Origin of the sequence: Pseudodesulfovibrio sp. lm2024, assembly GCF_051175575.1 — a bacterium.
GTDB classification, from domain to species: domain Bacteria; phylum Desulfobacterota; class Desulfovibrionia; order Desulfovibrionales; family Desulfovibrionaceae; genus Pseudodesulfovibrio; species Pseudodesulfovibrio caledoniensis.
In genome coordinates this window covers 2,715,816-2,735,728 of sequence record NZ_CP195092.1, presented here as the reverse complement: position 1 = coordinate 2,735,728, position 19,913 = coordinate 2,715,816, and the positions used below count along the sequence as shown (strand labels likewise).

At 64.9% G+C, this 19,913-nt stretch carries 15 protein-coding genes and 1 tRNA gene; 2 read left to right on the top strand and 14 right to left on the bottom strand.

Translation table 11 applies throughout. The annotated features are described in order from the left end of the window. The first annotated feature begins 90 nt into the window (after positions 1-90). Positions 91-1,446, top strand: coding sequence for a radical SAM/SPASM family putative metalloenzyme maturase (locus ACR42D_RS12995; protein WP_484567214.1), 1,356 nt, complete (start codon positions 91-93; stop codon positions 1,444-1,446). A gap of 186 nt (positions 1,447-1,632) precedes the next feature. On the opposite strand, the gene aguB is transcribed toward ACR42D_RS12995, so the two are convergent. The 12 genes from aguB to ACR42D_RS12935 form a co-directional block, all read right to left on the bottom strand. Further along, positions 1,633-2,514 (bottom strand): N-carbamoylputrescine amidase, encoded by an 882-nt coding sequence (aguB, locus tag ACR42D_RS12990; RefSeq protein ID WP_484567213.1) that lies wholly within the window; start codon positions 2,512-2,514, stop codon positions 1,633-1,635. A gap of 9 nt (positions 2,515-2,523) precedes the next feature. Continuing rightward, complete coding sequence (locus ACR42D_RS12985) at positions 2,524-3,594, bottom strand: agmatine deiminase family protein (RefSeq protein WP_484567212.1); 1,071 nt, start codon at positions 3,592-3,594, stop codon at positions 2,524-2,526. A 54-nt stretch (positions 3,595-3,648) separates the two neighbouring features. Next, positions 3,649-5,091, bottom strand: a complete 1,443-nt coding sequence (locus tag ACR42D_RS12980; protein WP_484567211.1) for an aminobutyraldehyde dehydrogenase — start codon at positions 5,089-5,091, stop codon at positions 3,649-3,651. Between the two features lie 11 nt (positions 5,092-5,102). Next, entirely contained in the window at positions 5,103-6,458 is a 1,356-nt protein-coding gene (locus ACR42D_RS12975) for a putrescine aminotransferase (RefSeq protein ID WP_484567210.1), read from the bottom strand. A 57-nt stretch (positions 6,459-6,515) separates the two neighbouring features. Further along, entirely contained in the window at positions 6,516-8,054 is a 1,539-nt protein-coding gene (locus tag ACR42D_RS12970) for an amidohydrolase (protein WP_484567209.1), read from the bottom strand. A 64-nt stretch (positions 8,055-8,118) separates the two neighbouring features. Then, the gene (locus tag ACR42D_RS12965) at positions 8,119-9,159 is read right to left on the bottom strand and encodes a polyamine ABC transporter substrate-binding protein (RefSeq protein ID WP_484567208.1); all 1,041 of its coding nucleotides are present in this window, start codon (positions 9,157-9,159) and stop codon (positions 8,119-8,121) included. Then, complete coding sequence (locus tag ACR42D_RS12960) at positions 9,152-9,973, bottom strand: ABC transporter permease (protein WP_484567207.1); 822 nt, start codon at positions 9,971-9,973, stop codon at positions 9,152-9,154. The genes ACR42D_RS12965 and ACR42D_RS12960 overlap by 8 nt, the downstream gene beginning before the upstream one ends. Before the next feature lies 1 nt (position 9,974). Then, the gene (locus ACR42D_RS12955) at positions 9,975-10,895 is read right to left on the bottom strand and encodes an ABC transporter permease (RefSeq protein ID WP_484567206.1); all 921 of its coding nucleotides are present in this window, start codon (positions 10,893-10,895) and stop codon (positions 9,975-9,977) included. Next, on the bottom strand, positions 10,888-11,910 hold the full coding sequence (locus ACR42D_RS12950; RefSeq protein WP_484567205.1) for an ABC transporter ATP-binding protein: 1,023 nt from the start codon (positions 11,908-11,910) through the stop codon (positions 10,888-10,890). The genes ACR42D_RS12955 and ACR42D_RS12950 overlap by 8 nt, the downstream gene beginning before the upstream one ends. A 13-nt stretch (positions 11,911-11,923) precedes the next feature. Next, positions 11,924-13,693, bottom strand: coding sequence for an aldehyde ferredoxin oxidoreductase family protein (locus ACR42D_RS12945; protein WP_484567204.1), 1,770 nt, complete (start codon positions 13,691-13,693; stop codon positions 11,924-11,926). Between the two features lie 6 nt (positions 13,694-13,699). After that, complete coding sequence (gene gabT, locus ACR42D_RS12940) at positions 13,700-15,001, bottom strand: 4-aminobutyrate--2-oxoglutarate transaminase (RefSeq protein WP_484567203.1); 1,302 nt, start codon at positions 14,999-15,001, stop codon at positions 13,700-13,702. A gap of 387 nt (positions 15,002-15,388) precedes the next feature. Next, positions 15,389-17,110 carry a sigma-54 interaction domain-containing protein gene (locus ACR42D_RS12935; protein ID WP_484567202.1) on the bottom strand — a complete coding sequence of 574 codons (1,722 nt, stop codon included), beginning with the start codon at positions 17,108-17,110 and terminating at the stop codon, positions 15,389-15,391. A 359-nt stretch (positions 17,111-17,469) separates the two neighbouring features. Between ACR42D_RS12935 and ACR42D_RS12930 the strand changes: the two genes are divergently transcribed. Beyond that, positions 17,470-18,129 (top strand): substrate-binding periplasmic protein, encoded by a 660-nt coding sequence (locus tag ACR42D_RS12930; RefSeq protein WP_484567201.1) that lies wholly within the window; start codon positions 17,470-17,472, stop codon positions 18,127-18,129. Between the two features lie 66 nt (positions 18,130-18,195). Here the strand turns inward: ACR42D_RS12930 and ACR42D_RS12925 are convergent. Beyond that, positions 18,196-18,271: transfer RNA gene (locus tag ACR42D_RS12925), tRNA-Ala, on the bottom strand. A gap of 37 nt (positions 18,272-18,308) precedes the next feature. Next, a complete protein-coding gene (locus ACR42D_RS12920) occupies positions 18,309-19,850 on the bottom strand; it encodes a glycosyltransferase family protein (protein ID WP_484567200.1) in 1,542 nt (513 codons plus the stop codon). Positions 19,851-19,913 lie beyond the last annotated feature (63 nt).

Here is a 19,913-nt window from a genome sequence, read left to right as displayed (position 1 = left end):
TCTTCCCCGGCCGGGGCGCCCCCTCGACGGCGGCGGCCGTTTGCCGTATACAGGCGGTTCCCCCGACACAACCCGATGGAACAGCCGACCATGAACCGTCTTCAACCCACCCCGACTCCCGCCGCCTCAGGGCCGGAGCCGTCGTTTCCGTCCCGGCTCCAGGTGGAGGTGACCACTCGCTGCAACATGCGTTGCGCCATGTGCGTCAAGTCCGCCCCGGACAGCCAAATCCCCGAAACCGACCTCGATCTTGAGGCCTTCAAGCGGCTTTCGCCCGCCCTGGCGCGGTGCGAGGCATTGGTCCTGAACGGCATCGGCGAGCCCCTGCTCAACCCGGACCTGGCCGACATGGCCGCGTTCGCCCGCAAGGCCATGCCCGAGTCCGGCTGGATCGGCTTTCAGACCAACGGGCTGCTGGTCACCGAAACACTGGCCGACCGGCTGGTCGAGTCCGGCGTGGGCACCTTCTGCATCTCCGTGGACACCCTGGAAATGGGCGGCCACGATCCGTCCGGCGGCGAGTTGCACGGCGGGACCGGCGCGGCCCGGCTGGAGCGCGCCTTCCGCCTGCTGCGCGAGGCCGGGCAGCGGTACGACCGCGCACTGCGTCTGGGCGTGGAACTCGTGCTCATGCGCGACACCGCCGACCAGTTGCCCCTGGTGGTCCGCTGGGCAGGAGAACTTGGCCTGGATTTCGCCATCGTTTCCCACGTGCTGCCCTATGACCAGGCCATGCAGGACCAGTCCCTGTTCAATCCCAACACGCCCTCGGCCACGGCCCTGTTCGAGAAATGGCAGGCCAGGGCGCGGGCCGAGGGGCTTGATTTGCACGACCAGCACGGCGTGGCCTGGAAGTTCGTCAAATCGGACAGCGAAAAGCGCCTGCACGAATTGATCAAGGGACTGCTCGGCGAGGCCGAGGCAACCGGCGTGTGGGTCCATCTGCCCCGCCTGCTCGAATGGGACCTCCGCAACCGGGAAGGGGACGGGACCCCTCTCGCGCACCTGTTCCGCCAGGCCGAGGACATCGCGCGGCTTGCGGGCATGGAACTGCGGCTGCCGCCGCTTATGGCCCGCGACGAGCGGTACTGCCACTTCGTGGAGGACGGAACCGCCTTCGTCACCTCGCAGGGCGACGTCAGCCCGTGCCAGTTCCTGTGGCACCAGTACGCCTGCCATTTGGACGGCGGCAAAAAGGTGGTTCGGCCGTGGCTGTTCGGCAACATCCGCGAACACGATCTGGTGGACATCTGGCAAGGCGAGGCCTACGCGGACTTCCGCCGCCAGGTCCTGGAATACGATTACCCCTATTGTTCCAACTGCCCGTTCGTGCCGTGCGACGACATCAAGGGCGCGCCGTTCGATTTCGACTGCGACTGTCTGGGCGCGACCATCCCCTGCGGTCACTGCCTGTGGTGCATGGGGGGATTGCAGTGTCTGCTGTGAGAAAGCGAAGCACGCTTGAACAGGGGTGATTCAATCCCAACGTATGGCGGGCAGGGGGGCGAACCCCTGCCCGCCGGAGGCGAAATCATCCGACCATCGCCGCGAAGCGGCCTTCACAATCTGATTTTCAACAAAAAGGGCGCTTGGTTCAACCAGGCGCCCTTTTCATTTGCGGTAGTTCCTCTCTCAGTCGGCGGGTGTGTGCCCGTCGAGGGTGAGGAGGGCGTGGTAGTGCCTGGGCCGCCGGTCGCGGTAGAAGCCCCAGCCGGTGCGGAAGTTGCGGATCTCGTCGAAATCCACCTCGGCGGTGAACACGCCCTGGGTGGTCCGGTCCGCGTCGGCCATCAGTTCGCCCATGGGGTCGGTGATGAACGACGAGCCGTAGAAGGTCATGGTCACGTCGTCGTCGGTCTCGGTGCCGATGCGGTTGGACGCGCAGACCGGCAGGATGTTGGCCGCTGCGTGGCCCTGCTGGGTCCGCCGCCAGTGCGGCATGGAGTCCCAGTCCTGCATGGTCGGCTCGCTTCCGATGGCCGTGGGATACATGAGCACGTCCGCGTCCATCAGGGCCATGGACCGGGCGCACTCGGGATACCACTGGTCCCAGCAGATGCCCACGCCGACCTTGCCGAAGGCGGTTTCCCAGACCTTGAAGCCGGTGTCGCCGGGGTTGAAGTAGTACTTCTCCTCGTAGCCCGGCCCCTGCGGGATGTGGGTCTTGCGGTACAGACCGAGCATTTTGCCGTCCGCGTCCATCATGGCCATTGAGTTGTAGTACGCCTTGCCCGCGCGCTCGAAGAAGGACACGGGCAGGACCACGCCGAGCTCCCGGGCCAGGTCGGAGAACCGGGCCAGGAGGGGATCGTCGAGACGCGCCTCGTGGGCCAGGGAGAAGTACTCGAACTTCTGTTTCTTGCAGAAGTACGGTCCTTCGAAGAGCTCCTGCAGGAGGATGATCCGCCCGCCTTGGGCGGCGGCCTCGCGGACCAGGGATTCGGCCCGGTCCACATTGGCGGCGAGGTCGTCCGTGCAGGCCATCTGGGTGACGGCCAGGGTGGTTTTGGTCATGGTTCGCTCCTAAAACACCGGCAGCGGTGCGCCCTTGGGCTGCTGCTGGGTGATGCAGTGGATGCCACCGCCCCCGGCGAAGATGTCCAGACACGGGAGCTGGATAACCTCGTGATCGGGGAATGCCTCGCACATCAGCTTGTACGCCGTTTCATCCATGGGGTCGTCAAAGGAGGACATGACGATGCCCCGGTTTGCGATGTAGAAGTTGATGTAGCTCAGGTCCATGCGCCAGTCGCCGTTGTAGCGCGGTGCGGGCTGGGGCATGCGGATGATCTCAAGCGACCGGCCGCGCGCGTCGGTGGCGGATTCGAGGCGCTGGATGGCGTCCTGCGAGACCTTGTAGTTGGCGTCTTCCGGGTCGGTGCAGTCGTGGACCATGACCACGCCGGGTCTGACGAAGCAGGCCAGGATGTCCACGTGGCCGTTGGTCTCGTCGTCCTCCAGCCCGTCGCCGAGCCAGATGACCTTTTCCGTGCCCAGGTAGGCGGCGAAGACGTCCTCGAAGTCCTTTTTGCTGAAGCCCGCGTTGCGCCGGGGGTCGAGCTGGACCTGTTCGGTGGTCAGCAGGGTGCCCTCGCCGTCCGAGTGGATGCCGCCGCCCTCGATGATGCAGGGCGCGGCGTAGCGGCGCATGCCGAGGTGCTCGAGCACGGCCTGGGCCATGGGCTCGTCGTATCCGCCTTCGTACCGGGCGATGTGGCCCCAGTCGTTGAAGATCCAGTCCACACCGGCCACGCCGCCCTTGCCGTCGATGACGAAGGTCGGGGCCGAGTCGCGCGACCAGGAGTCGCGGGTGTCCATGGGCACCAGGGTCACGGCGTCGCCGCACAGGGCTTTGGCCTGGTCCATGAGTTCGGGGCGGCACATCATGTAGACCGGCTCGAACCGGCTGATGGCCTTGGCCACCTCGGCATAGGCGAGCCGGGGCTTTTCCATGCCGAACGGCCAGGCCGACGGCTTGCAGGGCCAGATCATCCAGGTGGCCTCGTGCTCGGCCCATTCGCCGGGCATGAACAGCCCGTCGCAGGCCGGTGCGCGGACCGGGACGCGGATGGGGGAAACGGGGGTATTCGCCATGTCTCTCTCAGTCTGCCTCGAGGGCAGGGGTTGAATGTTCCGGCCGGGGCCTGTCTAGGCCCCGGTGTTGATCATCACATGCTTGGTCACCAGATAGTCGCCCACGGCCTCGGCGGACAGGTCCTTGCCGAAACCGGACTGCTTGAACCCGCCGTGCGGGGTCTCGGAGGCCAGGGGCAGGTGGTCGTTGACCCATACGGTGCCGAATTCCAGCGCCTTGGACACGCGCATGGTCCGGGCCACGTCCTTGGTGAACACGGAAGAGGCCAGGCCGAAGACCACGTCGTTGCCCATGGCTATGGCCTGGGCCTCGTCGTCGAAGGTCTGGATGGTGATGACCGGGCCGAAGACCTCCTGCTGGACGATCTCGGAGTCCTGGCGCACGTCGGTGATGACCGTGGGCGCGTAGAAGTGGCCGGGCCGGTCGAGCTTCTGGCCGCCGCAGAGCACTGTGGCCCCGTCGGCCCGGGCGCGGTCCACGAAGCCGGAGACCGTCTCCAGGTGGCGGCCGGAGATCATCGAGCCCATCAGGGTCTCGGAATCGAAGGGATCGCCGACCACGACCTTTTTCATGGCCTCGGCCATGACGTTGCAGATCTGCTTTTCGATGGACTTGTGGCAGATGATGCGGGTCGCGGCGGTGCAGTCCTGGCCGGAGTTGCAGAAGGCGGCCACGGACAGCTTCTCGGCCACCAGGTCGATGTCCGCGTCGCTGAAGACCAGGCACGGGGCCTTGCCGCCCAGCTCCAGGTGCACGCGCTTGACCGTGTCGGCCGCGCTCTTCATGACCGACTTGCCGGTCTCGGTGGCCCCGGTCAGGGAGACCATGCGGATGTCCGGGTGGCTGGTCAGGATGTGGCCCACGGACCCCGCGACCACGTTGACCACGCCGTCCGGGATGCCCGCCTCGGCGGTCAACTCGCCGAGCATGAGCGAGGTGCGCGGGGTCAGGGTGGCGGGCTTGAGCACGGCGGTGCAGCCGGCGGCCAGGGCCGGGCCGAGCTTCCACACGCCCATGAGCAGGGGGTAGTTCCACGGGGCGATCTGGCCCACCGGACCCACCGGGTCGCGGCGGTAGATGGAGGTGTACCCTGGAGCGAACTCGCCCGCGTGGTGGCCGCCGGTGTCGCGGGCAGCGGCGGCGAAAAAGCGCAGGTTGTCGATGCAGAACGGCAGGTCCGCGCCCAGGCTGAGGAACTCGTAGGGTTTGCCCGTGTCCTCGGACTCGATGCGGGCGAACTCCTCCATGCGGCCTTTCAGCAGGTCGGCCAGCTTCCACAAACACTTGGAGCGCTGGGCCGGGGTCAGGCCGGACCAGCGGCCGTCGTCAAAGGCGGTCTTGGCCGCTTCCACGGCCTTGAGCACGTCCTTTTCACCGGCCTTGGCCACGGTGGCGATCGTCTCGCCGGTCGCCGGATTCTCCACATCCACCCGACCGCCGTCGGCAGCGTCGGTCCACTGGCCGTTGATCCAAAGCTTCATGTCTGTCGCGTTCATGGGAATCCTCCTTAGCTGCTGGGCAGCGATTTAAAGACGTCTTCCATCTTGTTCAGGGCCTCGTCAAGCAGTCCCATGGGGATGTTCAGGGCGGGCTCGAAGCGGATGCACCGGGCGTTGGTCAGGGTTCCGGCGGTGATCACGCCGCGCGCGAACAGGCCCGACGCCACGTGGTAGCCGATCTCGTCATCCACGAAGTGCATGCCGATGAGCAGACCCTTGCCGGTGACCTTGTCCAGGATGCCGGGGTAGCGGTCGGACAGCTCCTGCAGGCGGCCCTTGACGTACTCGCCCTTCTGGGCGGCCTGGGCGGGCAGGTTTTCCTCGTGCATGACCGTGATGGCGGCCAGGGCCGAGGCGCAGGCGATGGGGTTGCCGCCCGTGGTGGTGGTGTGCATGAACGGGTTGGGCTCCATGACCTCCCAGATCTTGGGGGTGGAGAAGAAGCCGGACATGGGCACCACGCCGCCGCCCAGCGCCTTGCCGAAACACATGATGTCGGGCTGCACGTCCCAGTGGTCCACGCCGAATATCTCGCCGGTACGGCCGAAGCCGGTCTGGACCTCGTCCGCGATGAGCAGCACGCCGTACTTGTCGCAGACCTCGCGCAGGCCGGGCCAGAAGTCGTCCGGCGGCACGATGGCCCCGGCCTCGCCCTGGATGGGCTCGGCCACCACGGCGGCGATGTCGTCGCCCACGGCTTCCGCGTACTTCAGTTCGCGCTCAACGGCCGCTACGTCGCCGAAGGGCACGTGGCGCATGCCTTCGAGCAGGGGCAGCAGCGGGGCGCGGTAATCGGTCTTGCCCATCAGGGACAGGGAGCCGAGCGTCTTGCCGTGGAACCCCTTGAGCATGGAGATGAAGCCCTTCTTGCCGGTGTAGAACTTGGCCAGCTTCATGGCTCCTTCCACGGCCTCGGTGCCGGAGTTGGCGAAGAACCCGTACTGGATGTCGCCGGGGGTCAGCTTGGCGATGACCCGGGCGAGCTTGGCGCGCAGGGGGTCGAGCATCTCCTGGGAGTACTGGGGCGAGCGGTCGAGCTGGGCCTTGACCGCCTCGACGATCTTCGGATGGCGGATGCCGTAGCTGTACAGGCCGAACCCGCCGAGGATGTCGATGAACTCGCGGTCCAGGGCGTCCTTGAGGATGGACCCCTGGCCCATCCACTCGGTCACGGCGAACTCGCCCGCCTCGGTCACGGACTTGCGGTATTCCAGAAAGCCCTTGTTGATGTAGTCGCGGAAGTTCTCCACGGTCTCGGTGGCGATCTGGCGGCGTTCCTCCAGGGTGACGGTGCCCACGGGCTTCTTGATAATGTCAATAAATTCAGTTGCTTCTTTAAACGCTTCGTCGATGTTACGGGTCATGATTCCACTCCGTTTTTCTGGTGATGATTCGGGATTTCGGTCGGGGTATGGGGGCGGCTAGGCCGCCGGGCCGTCCCTGGGGTCATCCACCGGTTTGCCCTCCACGATGGTCTTGACGATCTTGATCTCGCGGATGGACTCGGGGGGTACCTCGGTCGGGTCGGCGCTCAGAATCACCAGGTCGGCGATCTTGCCCGGTTCGATGCTGCCACGGTTGGCCTCGTCAAAGGCGCTGTAGGCGGCGTCGACGGTGAACATGCGGATGGCTTCCACGGGGGTCAGGCGCTCCTCCCTTATGGGATGGAGCACGGCGGTCTGGATGCCGACGAGCGGACCGTGCGGGGTGACCGGGCAGTCCGAGCCGCCGGTCATGATCACGCCGTTGTCGAGCATGGTCCGGTAGGGGTGCATCCAGCGCAGCCGGTCCCAGCCGAAGCGCTTCTCGTAGTCTCCCATGTCCACCAAGTAGTGGATGAACGCGGGCTGCATGCCCGCGAGAATTTTGGCCCGGCCCATGCGCTCCACCTGGTCCACGGTCGGGATTTCGCAGTGCTCGATGCGGTGGCGGTGGTCGTCGCGCGGGTAGGCGGCTATGGCCTTTTCCATGGCGCACAGAACCTGTTCGATGGCCTTGTCGGTCTCGCAGTGCACGGCCACCTGGAGACCCGCCTTGTGGGAGTTCAGGACGAATTCGTCCATCTCCTCCTGGGTGTAGTTCAGGGTGCCGCAGTTGCCGGGCTGGTCGCAGTAGGGTTCGAAGAGGGCGGCGGTGTAGGCGTCGATGGCCCCGTCCGCGCAGATGCACCCGCCGATGCGGGATAGGCCCATGTCCACGGTCTCGTCCACGTCCATGACCTGGTTCCAGAGGACCACGTTGACCGGAAGCTTGTCCAGGTTGTCGAGGACGATGCGGGTGTCGCCGGGGCCGAAGCCGCCGCCTTCCAGGCAGTGCAGGGTGGTGATGCCCTGTTTGACGGCCGCCTCGCACGCCTTGCGGAAGCTCTCAAGCTTGACCTCCACCGGGGTGCGCGAGGACACGGCCGGGAAGATGAAATCGGGCGCGCCCGGGTCGCGGACCACGCCGGTGGGCTCGCCGTTTTGTTTGAGGTCCATGCCCGGCAGGTCGGCGGGCGGGGCCAGAATCTCGAGCGCCAGGGAGTTCAGGGAGCACATGTGCCAGGAGGAGTGCACGATCATGACCGGCTTGTCGGCGCAGACCGCGTCCAGCTCCTCCTTGAGCGGCATCCGTTTCTCCTTGAGCGAGAAGTCGTTCAGTGTGTAGCCGAGGATCCAGGCGCCGGGCCCGGCGTCCTTGGCCGCTTCCCGGACCTTGTCGAACAGGGTCTGCAGGGACAGGGTCCCCTGGAAGTCGATGCCGTTCAGGACCTGGCCGGTCAGGCCGAGGTGCTGGTGGGTGTCGATGAAGCCCGGCAGCACGGTCAGCCCCTCAAGGTCGGTCGCGGCCCACCCCGCTTCGATGAGGTCGGCCATGTCTTCGTTGGAGCCGACCCGGAGGATGCGGCCGTTCTCGACAGCCATGGCTTGGGCGCGGGATTCCCGGCCGTCCATGGTGATGATGTTTCCGTTTGTCAGCAAATAGTGGTCTGGCATGATGAATAGGGCGGCCGGGGTATGGTCCCCCGGCCGCCGGGTTGGAGGATTAACGGGTCTTTACCATGGTCCAGATCTGGTCGTACATCTTGTTGTCCTTGCCCAGGTCCTTGATGAACTGGATTTTGGGCATGTAGGACTTCTCCGGGTAGATGGCCGGGTTCTTGAAGTCTTCCGGGGTGATGTACGGGTAGGCCGCCTCGTTCGGGGTGGCGTACTGGGTCCAGTTGGACAGCTTGGCGCCGACCTTGGGCTCGAGCACCCAGTTGATGAAAGCGTAGGCCATGTCCGGGTGCGGGGCGCCGATGGGGATGGACATGCTGTCCACCCAGCCGATGGTCCCTTCCTTGGGGTTCACGAATTTGCAGGTGTCCGAGTTGTCGGCCACGGCGCGCAGGGCGTCACCGTTGTACACGATGGCGGCCACGGCGGTGCCGGCCACGACCTTGGAGCGGCCGCCGGTGCCCACGTCGAATCCGGCGAAGTATTTGGATTTCTTGGCTTCAAGCATGGTGTCGAGGAGCTTCTTGAGGTCCGCCTTTTCAGTGGTGTTCACGTCCATGCCCATGGCGCACTGGGCGCAGCCGAGCATCTCTCGGATGGAGTCGACGAAGATGAACGCGCCCTGGCGTTTTTCGGGGTCGAACATGATCGACCAGGAACCGTCGAAGTCCTTGAGCTTGTCCTTGCGGTACATCATGCCCAGGGTGCCCCACTGGTAGGCTACGGTGTACTTGTTGCCGTCGTCCCAGGCGGGGTTGATGAAGGTCGCCTCGAGGTTTTTCAGGTTGGGCAGCTTGGAGTGATCCAGTTCCTTGAGCAGATTCAGTTTGACCATGGCCGGAATGATGTAGTCGGACGGGACGACCACGTCATACTGGTTCTTGCCGCCCGCCTGGAGCTTGGCGACCATCTCTTCCATGGATTCGTAATACTCCACGCGCGCCTTGATGCCCGTGTCGCGCTCGAAATCCGTCAGGAAATCCTCGGGCATGTATTCGCTCCAGATGAGCAGGCGCATTTCTTCCGCCGCGAACGCGGACGGCACCATGACCAGGACCATCAGAATGGCCAGCAGCAGTTTACGCATCCTCTCTCTCCTTTTCATTGAAACTGTTTGATATTTTCTGCGAGACGATGACCAGGACGATGGTCACCAGCAGACCGACGGTGGACAGGGCGTGGATCTTCGGCGTGATGCCGCGATGCACTTCCGCATATATGTAGAGCGGCAGGGTCACCGAGGTGGGCCCGGCCGTGAAGAAGCTGATGATGAAGTCGTCCAGCGACAGGGTGAAGGCGAGCATGGCCCCGGACACGATGCCCGGGGTGAGCATGGGCAGGATGACCTTGCGCAGGGTGTACCAGTTGGTGGCGTAGAGGTCGTGGGAGGCCTCCTCGATCTCGTTGTTGAAGGCCGCCAGGCGCGAGCGGACCACCAGGGCCACGAAGGCCACCTGGAAGGTCACGTGCCCGATGATCATGTTCAGCATGCCGGGTTCGAAGGCCGAGGAGAAGTAGCGCAGGGAGGCGAACGCGATGACCAGCGCGCCCGCGAACACGATCTCCGGGGTGATGACCGGCATGTACAGGTTGAATTCGAAGAAGGCCGAGGTCTTCTTGGACCACGGGAACCGGCTCATGCCGATGGCCAGGGCCGTGCCCACCACCGTGGCGATGACCGTGGAGACCAGCGCCAGGAGCAGGGTGTTGCCCACCGCCTCGAGAATCTGCTGGTTCTGAAAGAGCTCCAGGTACCATTTCCAGGTGAACCCCTGCCAGGTCAGGCCGAAGCGGGAGTCGTTCACCGAGAACGAGGCCACGGCCATGAGCGGGATGTACAGGAAGGCCAGGGTCCCCATGGCCACGGCCGGGATCAGGATCGGCTTGCGTTGCGACCGCATCTTAGATGACCTCCATCTTTTCGCCCTTGCGCCGGAACACGAACAGGCCGACCAGGGTCAGGACCATCAGGGCCAGGGAGACCGCCGCGCCGAACGGCCAGTCGCGGCTCTTGCCGAACTGCTGCTGGATCAGGTTGCCGACCAGCATGTACTTGGCCCCGCCAAGGAAGTCCGGGATGAGGAACATGCCCATGGCCGGGACGAAGGTCAGGATGGCCCCCACGGACAGGCCGGGCAGGGTCTGGGGCAGGATGGCCTGCATGAACACCCGGCGGCGGTTGGAGTAGAGGTCGAAGGCCGCCTCCACCAGGGACCAGTCGAGCTTCTCCACGCTGGAATAGAGCGGCAGGACCACGAAGGGCAGGAAGGCGGAGATCATGCCCAGGTACACGGCGAACTCCGACGGGTAGAGCGGGCTGCCCGCCGGGATCAGCCCGAGCACGGCCGCGAACTTGGCGATGGGCAGGTCCGGGGAGAGGACCAGCTGCCAGGCGTAGGTGCGGATGACCAGGTTGGTCCAGAACGGGATGATCACCAGGGTCAGCCAGACGTACCGGGTGGTCTTGGGCTTGCGCGCGATGAAGAAGGCCAGCGGGAAGGCCAGCGCGGTGCAGATGGTGGTGGTCACGAAGGCCACCCACAGGGAGCGGGCCAGGATGATCAGGTAGTCCGGACTCCAGCCGAACATGCCGTACCCGGCCAGCCGGGAAAAGTTTTCGAAGGTGAAGATCCACTCGATCTCGCCGTAGCCGCCGCGCGTGGCGAAGGACAGGGCGATGAGCGCCAGCGCGGGCACGGTCAGGAAGATGAGGATCCAGAACAGGCCGGGCGAAACCTGGAGCAGGCCGCGCCGCCGGAGGGCCGAGCGGGTGGTCAGCTCGCCGTACCAGATGCGGGTGTCTTGTTGTTGATCGCTAGTCATCGATGGCCACCAGTGCGTCCTTGAGCAGTTCGACCCAGACCTTGTCGCCCACCTGGAGCTTCTTGTGCGGGGCGCAGCGCATGCGCAACCCCGCCGGGTCCAGGGTGATGTCCAGGAAGTTGCCCCGGTAGAAGGTTTCCGTGACCGTGGCCAGGACGCCGTTGGTCTCGGGCTCCTGGTCGCGCAGGACGATGCCCTCGGGCCGGATGACCAGGGCCCCGCGCTTCCACTGGGGCGGGGAGGGCACGGTCAGCCTGCCCGCGTGGGTGATGATCTGGTCGTTGCGCCGTTCGGCCTCGAGGATGTTGGCCGTGCCGATGAACTCGGCCACAAAGCGGCAGTTGGGGCGGTCGTATATCTGCCGGGGAGAGCCGTGCTGGAGCACCTCGCCGTCCTTCATGACCGCGATGCGGTCGGACACGGTCAGGGCCTCGTCCTGGTCGTGGGTGACCAGGATGAAGGTCTTGTTCAACTGCTGCTGCAACCGGCGAAGCTGGATCTGCAACTGGGTGCGCAGCTTGGCGTCCAGGGCGGACATGGGCTCGTCCAGCAGAAGCAGTTCGGGCTCGCAGACCAGGGCGCGGGCCATGGCCACACGCTGCCGCTGCCCGCCGGAGAGCTGGTCCGGGTAGCGGTCCCTGAAATTGGTCAGCTCCAGCATTTCCATGATCTTGTTCACCCTGGTCCGGATGTCGCCCTCCGGAATCTTCTGGGAGCGCAGGCCGAAGGCCACATTGTCCGCGTTGGTCATGTGCGGGAACAGGGCGTAGCTCTGGAAGACCGTGTTCACCGGACGTTCGTTGGCGGGCTTCTGGGTGATGGGCAGGCCGTTGAGGAAGACCGAGCCGGAATCGGCCTGTTCCAGTCCGGCGATGATCCGCAGCAGGGTGGTCTTGCCGCAGCCGGACGGGCCGAGCAGCGTGAACAGCTCGCCCTTCTGGACGGTCAAATCGACGTTCTTCAGGGCCTGTACATCCCCGTAGCTCTTGTGGACGGCATACGCTTCAAGGGTCATATCTTTCCTCCTATTAGGCGGCCGGGACGGGCGGTACGCCCGATTCATCCCAGCCGCGCAGGCGATAGTATTCATTGAGAAGGAGCGCGTACTCCTCCCGGGTGATGACCTGCCCGGTGGGCAGGGATTCATGGAGCTTCCTGGGCAGCTGGTCGTCCTTGGGGGTCAGCCCCTCGCGGACGTTGAACCGCCGGGTGTCGTCCACCACGCGGGCCGCGGCCCGGCGCAGGGACGCTTCGTCCCACGGCTCTCCGGTGACCAGGGTGAGCAGACGGACCAGGGTGGCCCAGTCGTACATGTCGCGGTAGAAGCGGCACAGGATCAGGCAGTCGAACACGACCAGCCGGTCCTCGAAATCTATGAGCAGGTCGGCCTTGCCCTCCACGGCGTCGGACGAGATCATCCCGGACAGCTCGGCCTTGTAGAAAGTGGTCCGCAGGTGGCAGGCCCCGCGCGGGGAGGTCCCGTAGGTCAACCCCATGCCCTTGAGCACGCGGGGGTCATAGCCGGCGGGCTCCAGCCCCTTGACGTGCACGGCCATGTCGGACAGCCCGAGCCGGGCCGCGCCCTTGACGATGCCGTCGGCCAGGATGTCGCCCAGCCCCTCGCGGCCCGCTATCTGCTCCAGCAGGGCGGCGATGGTGGCCGCGTCGCCGTAGGTCAGCGGGGCGTCCAGGCGGCCCTGGCTGGAGGCTTCGGCGATCATGGCGCAGAGGTTGCCCGCCGAGATGGTGTCCAGGCCGAGCCGGTCGCAGAGGTCGTTCAGGTGGGCGATCTCGTCGATGTTGCGGACCATGCACAGCCCGCCGAAGGCGTAGATGGTCTCGTACTCGGGGCCCTCGATGGTCAGCCCCTTGTGCGGGCCGCTGGTGATGTGCGCCTTGCGGCCGCAGGCCATGAAGCACTTGAGGCAGGCGTGGGGCGTGACCTCGTGCTGTTCATGGAAGACGTCGCCGCTGATGCGCTCCCAGTGGTCGCAGGTCCCGGCCGACCAGTAGCGGCTGGGGAACGCGCCCACGGTGTTCATCAAGGCGACCATCTGGGTGGTGCCCCGCGCCCGGTAGGCCTTGACCGCCGGGGAGTCGCCGTGGGTGCCCCGAAACTCCCTGGCGAACGCCTTCAGCCCCTCGGGGTCGGCAACCGCGCGCTTGCGGTCACCGGCGAAGACCAGCCCCTTGATCTTCTTGGAGCCGAGTACCGCGCCCAGGCCGCATCGCCCGGCGCTGCGCCAGTAGTCGTTCTCGATGACCGAGAAGGCGACCATTTTTTCACCGGCCGGGCCGATGACCATGGCCCCGGGACGGCCGTATCTCTCGCCCCTGGGGGCGTAGTCCTGGAGCAGGGCGTCCTCGGCGGCGTAGGTTTCGAGTCCCCTGAGCTGCGGAGTTTCGTGAAAATCGCAACCGTCCGGGTGGATGGCCAGGACGGTCAGCGCATCGGCCGCGCCGGTCACGACGATGGCGTCGAAACCGGCCCGGTCGATGGCCTCCGGGGTTTTGCCCCCGGAGTAGGATTCCGCGTAGAAGCCGGTCTGCGGCGACTTGGAGAAGACGCCGTAGCGGCTGGAGCCCCAGGCGGACGTGCCGCAGCATGGGCCCGTGGTGATGACGAACCGGTTGTCCGGGGAGAGCGGGTCCACCCCGGCCGGGTTGTGTTCAAGGAGCAGGCGCGTACCCAACGCCTTGCCCCCGGGCAGGGGCAGGCCGGTGTCCCCGAGCGGCTCTATGGAGAAGGTCCGCTCGGAGACGTCGATGAAGAGTATGCGTCCGTGAATGCCGTGCACCGTGTATTACCCCTTGGTCACTTCGGCAAAGGCCGCTTCCAGGACGGACAGTCCCTTGTCCAGTTCGGCGTCGCTGATGACCAGCGGCATGAGCGTGCGGATGACGTTGCCGGAGTGGCCGCAGGACAGGATGATCAGCCCGTTCTCGCGGCACGTGGCGACCAGCGCCTTGGCCATGTCCGGGGCCGGGGTCTTGGCCGCCTTGTCGTGGACCAGCTCCATGGCCAGCATGGAGCCCAGCCCGCGCACGTCGCCGATGCAGTCGTACTTCTTGGCCAGGTCCTCGAAGGCGGCGCGGACCTTGGCGCCCAGGGCCTGCGACCTGGCGACCAGCCCCTCGCTCTCGACCACGTCGAGCACGGCCAGGGCCGCGGCGCAGCTCACCGGGTTGCCGCCGTAGGTGCCGCCCAGACCGCCCACCTGGGGCGCGTCCATGAGCTCGGCGCGGCCGGTGCAGGCCGAGATGACCGTGCCGCCGCCCAGGGACTTGGCCGAGGTCAGCAGGTCCGGGACCACGTCCCACTGCTCGATGGCGAACAGGGAGCCGGTGCGGCAGATGCCGGACTGGACCTCGTCGATGATCAGCAGGATGCCGAACTCATCGCAGATTTCCTTGATGCGCGGGAAATATTCCTTGGGCGGGACCACGAAACCGCCTTCGCCGGCCACGGGCTCCAGGATCACGGCGGCCACGCTCTCGGGACCGACCATGTCCACGAAGCTCTTTTTCAGCAGTTCAGCGCATTCCATCTTGCAGCCCGGGTAGGAGCGGCCCACCGGGCAGCGGTAACAGTAGGCGTAGGGGATGTGGTAGACCTCGGGGGCGTAGGGGCCGAACCCGGCCTTGTAGGGCATGACCTTGGCGGTCAGGGTGGAGGCCAGCAGGGTGCGGCCGTGGAAGCCGGAGGCCGAGGCCACGACGGCCGGGCGACCAGTGGCCCGGCGGGCGACCTTGACCGCGTTCTCCACGGCCTCGGACCCGGAGTTGACCAGCACGGTCTTCTTGGCGTGGTCGCCGGGGGTCAGGGCGTTGAGCTTCTCGGCCAGGGCCACGTACCCTTCATATTGAAAAACATGGTAGCAGGAGTGCAAAAGCTTGCCCGCCTGCTCGCGAATGGCCTCGACCACCTTGGGATGGCAGTGGCCCACGTTGTTGACGCCGATGCCGCCCGCGAAGTCGATGAACTCCCTGCCTTCCACGTCCGTGACGGTCGCGCCCTTGGCGCTGGCCGCGAAGATGGGACCGGCGTTGGAGACCCCTCTGGGGACAGCCGCCTCTCTCCTCTGTTGCAGTTCCTTGTTGGTCATGATGTATCCACCAAATATATTGTAAGAGTTGAAGTCGAAAACCGTCCTTCTTAAAGCAAACGCCGGTCCTAGTTGCAATACTACAATTATTACTTAATGTTAGGTGAAATACGCCTCGCTCCCTCAATTTCTTTTTGATTCAATAGTAAATCAGCAGATTTTTACAAGTAGCTGAAAATAAACGATAAAATTATGATTCATTTATGAATCATAATCAAAATTAACAATAATGTTTCGGCAGTTTTGTCGGTAAGGGTGAATGGGGCTAAAAATAGCCTTCGCGTTGCAAAAAAGTCAGACACCGTCTTCACCTCCGTCAATACAGTGGAGAAAATGACAATACTGTTAAATATGCGATTTCGCGAATTAGAATGATTCAAATATGAATCAGGAATTGTTCAGCTTGTATCGTTGCATCTTGCGCACCACGGTAGGCTGGCTGACGCCGAGGAATCCGGCCATCTCGCGGGTGTTGGAGCACGCCTCCATGGCCTGGCGGAGCATGCGGCGCTCCAGCCTGGCCACTTCCTCGGGCAGGGTGCCGTTCTCGGTCACGGCGTCTTCGGAGTGGTCGAAGAGGTCCTGCAGGTAGTCGTCGAGCAGGTCGTCCTCGCAGATGACCACGGCCTTCTTGATGATGCCGATGAGTTCGCGGACGTTGCCCGGGAACGGGTAGGACTGGAGCAGCTTCATGCCCGCCGGGCCGATGCGTTTGCCGGTGCCAAAAGCCGCGTTGAACTGCTTCAGGTAGTGGTTGATCAGTTCGAACACGTCCTCGGGCCGCTTGCGAAGCGGCGGGATGCGCACGGTGAAGGTGTTCAGACGGTAGAGCAGGTCGCGGCGGAAGGCCTGCTTGCGGACCTGGGCCTCCAGGTCGCGATTGGTGGCGGCCACGATGATGCAGTCCATGCGCTTGGGCTTGCTCGCGCCCAGCGGGTAGTACATGTGGTCGTCCAGGCAGTTGAGCAGCTTGGCCTGCATGTCCAGGGGGATCTCGCCCACCTCGTCCAGGAAGAAGGTCCCGCCCGAGGCCAGCTCGAACAGGCCGGATTTGCCCTGCTCGGAGGCGCCGGTGAAGGCTCCTTTCTCGTAGCCGAACAGCTCGGCCTCGAACAGGGTTTCCGGCAGGGTGGCGCAGTTGACCTGGATGAACGGTTTGCCGCGCCGGGGGCTGGTGTCGTGGATGAACTTGGCCAGCAGCCCCTTTCCCGTTCCGGAATCGCCCATGAGCAGGATTTCCGAGGTCTCGAACTGGGCCAGCTTCTGGGCCGTGGCCATGGCCTTGCGCATGGCCGGGCTCTCGGCCACCACGTGGCCTTTCTTGAGCTCCATGAGCGACATGCCGGTCAGCTCGGCCTCGGCCTTTTCCTTGGCCTTGCGGGTCTGGGCCAGGGTGGTGCGCAGCTCGTTCAGGTCGGTAATGTCCCGTTCGTTCAGGACCACCAGCCGGATGTTGCCGTCCGCGTCGAAGGTCGGCGTGCCGGTGACGATAAGCTGCCGTCCGGTGCGGGTGACTTCCTGCAGGACCGATACCCGGCGTTTCTTGCGCAGGACCTCCAGGGTGGCGGAGCGGTCGATGGTCCCGTTGTCCACCAGTGCGGCCACGGGCTTGCCGATGACCTCGTCCGCAGAGATGGAGTTGAGGCTCTCCGAAACGTTGTTGATGTTCAGGACCACGCCCTGGCCGTCGGTCAGCCAGATGCCGTCGCTGGAGGCGTTGAAGACCGCCTCCATGTGCTCGGCCAGGGTGCGGTAGGTCTCGGTCCGCGCCACCTGGTCCGGTCCCGGCTCGGGGTGGAAGGTGAGCAGGCTGCCCACGGTCTCCCCGTTCGTGGTGATGGGGCTTTGGGAGACCGCGTTCAGGGTGCCGTCCGGCAGCTCCACGCGCGCGGCCGCCTCCCCGTTGCCCTCATGGCCGTTGATCAGTTCGTCGGGCAGGATTTCGGACACGGGCAGTCCGTGCATGCGTCCCGGCTCGAACCCGAAAGTCTGCTCCGCGCACGGCGTGGCGTAGGCGATGAGACCTGACGAGTCGGCGGCCAGGGCCGCTACGTCAAGCCGGTTGAGAATGGAGTAAAAAGGGATGTCCACGGGATTGGTATCAGGCACGCCGCACTCCTGCCGGGTTTGATGCAACAATGAATCTTATTTTCGGATTTAGCCCATTCCCTGCGTGAAGTCATTAAAAAGTCGCACGCACTGGCGCTTGATATATTTGATTTTCATAAAAAAGTCTGGCTACCCCGCCCTGGCGGCGGCGAGTCCCGGCGGGCGGATTCCTTCCCCGGTTTCGGGGCGCGTGCAAAAGTAGTCAGAACTCTTCAGTCAATAATGGACAGTGCCTAACGCCTCGTATATTGTGAACGCCAATTCGCATCAAATGGGGAGAGTTTGTGGGCAAATCAATTGCATCGGCTATGTGCCTCGTGCTGTTTTTGTCGGTTGCGGCCTGGGGTGGAGAATTCAATATGCAGGCGATCGTCTATCCCCCGCTGGTGTATGCCGATCAGGGCAAGCTCTGGGGCGTGGCCCCGGAGATGGTCCTCGAGATCCAGAAGATCGTCGGCGACGACAGTCCGCTCAGGGACACGCCGTGGCTGCGCGGTTACGAGCAGACGCAGAAACTGCCCAAGCAGGGGCTGTTCGCCATCGTGCGCATCCCGGAGCGGGAGAAGCTCTTCAAGTGGGTCGGGCCGATCTTCGGCGAGGGAGACTACTTCTTCAAGCGCCGCGGTTCGCCCCTGCGGATCGACAATCTGGACGACGCCCGCCTGGTGGAGCGCATCGCCGTGCGCAAGGACGGCTACACCCACCAGGCCCTGGCGGCCAAGGGATTCATCAACCTGGACGTGGGCCCGACCTACCAGTCCAGCTACATGAAGCTGGCCGAGGGCCGCGTGGACCTCGTGCTCATGGGCGAGCGCACCTATTACTATATGGTCAAGAAGGCCGGTCTCGATCCCGCCGAGTTCGAACGCACGGACTGCAAGTTCGGCGACTCCGCCGCCTGGCTCGCCTTCTCCCTGGACGTCCCGGACGAGACCATCCAAAAATGGCAGGAGGCCCTGGATTCCCTCAAGGAGAACGGCGTCTACCAGAGGATCATGGAGCGGAACTTCACGTACTAGACATCGCCCTTGGAAGACAAAAGAAGAAGCCCCGCCGTGCATTACACGGCGGGGCTTTTCGTTGTCTGGTGGAGACGAAGAGATTTGAACTCTCGACCCCTGCCTTGCGAAGGCAGTGCTCTCCCAGCTGAGCTACGTCCCCATTGGTGGAGCGTAGTTACCGCTTTTCGGGATGAAGCTCAAGCCTTTTGAGCGGATAAAAAATTCATTGCCCTGAAAATGGTTTCCACCCGGTTGGCGTAGGTGTGGTCCCGGAGGATGCATTCGCGCCAGGCTTGGCGCAGGGCGTTCTTTTTCGGGGTTTCCTCGCGGTGGCGGATGACCAGGTCGTGGATGTCGCCGGGCCGGGAATACATGATGGGTTCGACCAGTTCGTCCGGGAAGATGTTGAGGCCCGGGTGAGTGTCGGTCAGCAGGAAGCCGCCTGCGCACCAGACGTCGAAGTTGCGCTGGTTCAGCCCGGCCGGGAGCTGCATGCCGGTGACGTTGAGGACCACGCCCGCCGTCCGGTACAGGGCGGGCAGGTGGGCGTAGTAGTCCACCACCGGGCGCGCGTCCGCGTCCGGGTTGGCCAGGTCCTTCCAGCCGTCGTCGCCGAATATGGTGATCCGGCCCGCCGCGTTCAGGCAGCGGTTTTTCCAGAGGTTCGAGGCGAACTCCGCTCCCGCGCCCACGGCCCGGACCCGGTTGCCGGGCCAGAGCGGCGCAATGCCCAGCCGCTCGCGCCACCAGTGGTAGTCGAAACGGGTGGGGCCGGTGGCGTCCGTGACGAGCTTGGCCGCGTCCTCGGGCACGGTCTCGCCCGCGAAGAATTTGTCCCGATCCGGGAACCGGGAGCGGCCCACGAAAATGAGTTTGCCCTCGACATCCCGCGCGTGCTCCGGCAGCGCGCCGCCGCTCTGGAACAGGCTGGGCGAGGCGGCCAGGGGCAGGTGGGTCACCCGCCGCGCGCCGTTTTCGATGAGCGGGCCGATGAAGCTGTGGTCCGTGACGAACAGGTTGAGCTCGCGCCACGCCTCGGTCTTGACCGCGGTGAGCAGGTTGAACGGGTTGTCCACCATCCAGACCGCCACTTTGGCCCCGGCCTCGCGCAGGATGGCCTGGCCCAGGCCGAAGTGGTCGAGCCCCCGGAAGTTGATCGAGAAGAAGAGGTCCGGCACGCCTTCCTGCAGGTAGTCGGGCAGGACCCTGCCGGGATGCTTGCCCAGGGACTCGTGGTCGATGCGGACCACCCGCCAGCCCGCGTCCGCAAAGGCGCGGGCCATCTCCTCGACGAGCAGGGCGTCGTCGCCCACGGGCAGCCACACGGTGCGCGAAAGTTTTGGCCTGGGCCGGTCCGCCAGGGTCAGCCGGGCGGTCAGCGGGCCGTAGAAGGACGGAAACGCCTTCTGCACGGGTAGATAGCGGACCACGTGGGCGCGGGCGGACGAGGCGATGGTGAAGTCTTCGGGCGATAAGGGGTTGAAGTTGGCGGGCACGCGGCCGGGCCAGCCGTCGATCTGGCCGGTGAAGGCTGGGCTGTCCAGGTAGAAGAACGTCTCGTCGTCCGGCAGGTCGAACCATTCCGGGACCTTGTCGGGCTCAGGGCCCAGGCCGAGAAAGATCACCGGGGCCTCGTCGAGCGCCGGGTTGACCCGCCATTCGAAGTGGGCCTTGTCGGCGGGCATGGACTTGGACAAGCCGAGTTCGTCGAGGATGGAGATATGTCGGGGTCTGGGCACGTTGTTCACTTGGCTTTTCCGGCGGATTCGGCTACTAAGCGCTCCACGCCGCATTGACGGAGC